The organism is Microcystis sp. M49636_WE2, assembly GCF_030065375.1.
GTDB lineage: Bacteria > Cyanobacteriota > Cyanobacteriia > Cyanobacteriales > Microcystaceae > Microcystis > Microcystis aeruginosa_C.
Genome location: NZ_JASJFG010000980.1, coordinates 1 through 3,125, shown reverse-complemented (window position 1 = coordinate 3,125; position 3,125 = coordinate 1). Strand labels below are relative to the sequence as shown.

The following is a 3,125-nucleotide window of genomic DNA, read 5'->3' as shown; positions in this document are numbered from 1 at the left end:
GTATTTTGGAATAATTTAGCTTTAACTCGTCCCTATAGTAGTCCTTCATTGTTATTAGAGTTAGGATTTATGAGTAATCCTCAAGAATTTGAATGGATTACCGATACTCAGGCACAAAAACAATTAGCGCAAGTTTTAGCCGCCGGAATTAGCCAATGGTTTCAACAATCTGGGGTAATTGCTTCCAGTTAAGATTTAATGGCAATCCGAGGGAGATAAGCTTAAATCTTTGTGAAAAAACAAGCCTTAGCTGGAAAGCCGGTGATAGGATTTTCTGGAGTCTTTATCTTAATCTGAGGAAATTAAATCAAGTTCATGGAAAAAATGTTACCAGTGAACAGCAATCAGACAAAATAACTGCTAGATTACAAGGTATAGTCCATCACTCCCTAGTAGATATTCAAACAGCGATCGCTCTGTGAGAAAAATCTCTGGATTAGCCAACAACTGAAGATAGTTTACCTGAAAATTTCCCAACAATTCACGCCCTTATAGACAACTTGCTCGCAGCCCCCCTTATTAAGGGGGGATTAAGGGGGGATCAAAACCACCTTATTAAGGGGGGATTAAGGGGGGATCAAAACCACCTTATTAAGGGGGGATCAAAACCACCTTATTAAGGGGGGATTAAGGGGGGATCAATCGCTCACCTCAAGGTTGGGGTGGCCCAATTAAATCCCACTCCTGTTATTATTCTTCTCTACCTATGACTAACTCTTTATATATCAGCACGACGGCAACGGGAAGCGGTAAAGCGTTAGTCGCTTTAGGAATTATTGACTTAATTCTCCGCAAAACTAATAAAGTTGCTTTTTTCCAGCCAATTGTTCTCGACTGCTCCGAAGGTCATCGGGACGAAGACATTGACTTAATCCTCAATTATTTTAAATTAGAACAAACCTACGAAGAAGCCTTCGGTTTATGTTACGAAGAAGTTAAGGATTTATTGGTACAACAAAAATTTGATGAAATCATCGAAAGAATTATCAAAAAGTTTAAAAACTTAGAAAAAAAATATGATTTTATCCTCTGTGAAGGTTCCGATTATCTGCAAGAAAATTCCGCCTTTGAATTTGAACTAAATACAGAAATTGCCAAAAATCTCGGCCATCCCATCTTAATATTAGGTAATGCCCACAATCGCAGTATCGAAGATGCCCTTAGTCCGATCCTGATTTCCTGCGACACCTACCAAGATAAAGGTTGTACGGTGATTGGGATTATTATCAATCAAGCTGAAGAGGAAAAAATAGAGGAATTACGGAAAACCCTGACTAAAATTTTTCCCCCCCAAGAATATGCCCTAGGAGTGATTCCCCACAATGCCAAACTGAGCAGCCCGCGAGTGGCAGAAATCGCCCAACAATTACAGGCAAAAGTTCTCTACGGACAGCAGAGATTAGACAGTTTAGCTAGTAACTTTCTGGTGGTGGCCATGCAGATGCAAAATGCCCTAGAGCGGCTAAAAGAAGATAGCTTAATTATCACGCCTTGGGATCGCGGCGATGTGATTATCGGGATGTTACAGGCCCACCAATCGGCCAATTATCCCCAATTAGCCGGTATAGTCTTAACAGCAGGTCATAAACTCAATCCTTCGATCGCCCGTTTAATTGACGGTTTGCCCGATCCCTTACCGATTCTCTCCGTCACCACCGATACCTACACTACGGCCGAACGCATCCACCAAGTGCGAACCACCCTGACCTCGACGGACTACGATAAAATTAACCTCAGTCTGCAGCTTTTTCACAGTAACATCAATCTTGATCGCCTAGAAGCGCAAATTCGCACTTTGCGGACCCAGGGGATTACCCCGAAGATGTTCACCTATAATCTCGTACAACAGGCCAAAGCGCAAAAACGTCACATCGTTTTGGCCGAAGGGACCGAACCGCGCATCCTCCAGGCAGCCACAGTTTTAATCGAACAGGATATCGTCGATTTAACCCTTTTGGGACAACCGGACGAGATCGCAATGGTGATTAAAAAACATGGTATCACTCTCGATCTCGATCGCCTGCAAATTATTGACCCCGTGGCTAGTCCCCATTTTGAAAGCTATGTGCAGACCCTCTACGAAGCGAGAAAAGCCAAGGGAATGAATCTGGATATGGCCCGGGATTATGCACAGGATGTCTCCTATTTTGGCACTTTAATGGTGTATCAGGGCGATGCTGATGGTATGGTATCGGGGGCAGTGCATACCACTCAACACACGATTCGGCCTGCACTCCAGATTATCAAAACTAAGCCCGATTGTGCGATCGTCTCCTCGGTCTTTTTTATGTGTCTAGAGGATCGAGTCTTGGTTTATGGGGATTGTGCGGTCAATCCCGACCCTAGTGCCGAGGAATTAGCCGAAATCGCCCTATCTTCTGCCGAAACCGCCCAAAAATTCGGAATAGAGCCGCGAATCGCCCTGCTTTCCTATTCTTCGGGTCAATCGGGCCAGGGAGAAGACGTGGAAAAAGTACGACGAGCGACCAAAATCGCTAGGGAAAAACGCCCCGATTTGAAGCTAGAAGGGCCGATTCAGTACGATGCGGCCGTGGATAAGGAAGTAGCTGCCCAAAAAATGCCGGGGTCAGAGGTAGCGGGCCAAGCGACGGTGTTTATTTTTCCTGACCTGAATACAGGGAATAATACTTATAAAGCCGTGCAGCGGGAAACAAAAGCTTTAGCGATTGGTCCAATCCTACAGGGATTAAAAAAACCCGTCAATGATCTCAGTCGCGGTTGTACCGTTCCCGATATTATCAATACGGTGGTAATCACGGCCATTCAATCCCAATCTTTTTGAGTTATCAGTTAGAAAACGGGTTTCTCAAAAAAACCCTTTTTCTGGAATATGCTTATACCATTTCTCTAAATGAAAACTACACATCGAATTTAAGTCACCCTTTTTAAGGGGGATTTAGGGGGATTAAACTTCTGTAGTCAGACTTTGGAGAATTGGTATTATTTCCTCCCGACCGGGCCAGAGCGGGAATCAAAACTATCTCAATGGAGCGAGATGAATCGCGACCAGAATAAAACTAACGCGGTAGCGTTTCCACTTTCGGGGAGTTTTGGTTCTCGACGTATTTTTTTAGTTGTTCGACAGTAACGTCGCCACAACTAGC

At 44.0% G+C, this 3,125-nt stretch carries 3 protein-coding genes; all 3 read left to right on the top strand.

Annotated features, from left to right (window positions below):
• A partial coding sequence (locus tag PX484_RS22560; RefSeq protein ID WP_288105594.1) for an N-acetylmuramoyl-L-alanine amidase family protein occupies positions 1–192 on the top strand: 192 nt, incomplete at its 5' end.
• The gene (locus tag PX484_RS22555; RefSeq protein ID WP_287668684.1) at positions 156–422 is read left to right on the top strand and encodes a hypothetical protein; all 267 of its coding nucleotides are present in this window, start codon (positions 156–158) and stop codon (positions 420–422) included. The genes PX484_RS22560 and PX484_RS22555, both read left to right, overlap by 37 nt.
• Before the next feature lie 284 nt (positions 423–706).
• Positions 707–2,803 (top strand): phosphate acetyltransferase, encoded by a 2,097-nt coding sequence (gene pta, locus PX484_RS22550; protein ID WP_287766748.1) that lies wholly within the window; start codon positions 707–709, stop codon positions 2,801–2,803.
• The last annotated feature ends 322 nt before the right edge of the window (positions 2,804–3,125 follow it).